This window comes from Cupriavidus sp. SIMBA_020 (assembly GCF_046535395.1).
GTDB classification, from domain to species: Bacteria; Pseudomonadota; Gammaproteobacteria; order Burkholderiales; family Burkholderiaceae; genus Cupriavidus; species Cupriavidus campinensis.
The window spans coordinates 1-300 of sequence record NZ_JAWRWU010000317.1; the positions used below are offsets into that span (position 1 = coordinate 1).

Annotated in this window: 1 pseudogene; it reads left to right on the forward strand. The window is 67.0% G+C overall.

The features are described 5' to 3' along the window. Positions 1 to 174 (forward strand): annotated as a pseudogene (locus SB751_RS29380) (ATP-dependent acyl-CoA ligase); the annotation flags it as partial. Positions 175 to 300: the final 126 nt, after the last annotated feature.

Here is a 300-nt window from a genome sequence, read left to right on the forward strand (position 1 = left end):
CTGGATTTCTGCCAGCCGCGCATGCCGTATTTCGCCGTGCCGCGCTATCTGCGCATGCTCGACGACCTGCCGCGCACCGAGAACGGCAAGGTCCGCAAGTTCCGCCTGCGCGACGACGGCATCACCGCCGACACGTGGGACCGCGACGCCGCCGGCTATCGCGTGACGAGGTAGACCACAACAAGGGGAAACAGCATGACGTTGGCATACCAAGGGGCGGCGCGCAGCGCCGACGAAGAAGCCCGCAGAAAGCGCACGCGCAAGGTGGTGATGGCGTCCGTGGCCGGCAACGCGATGGAG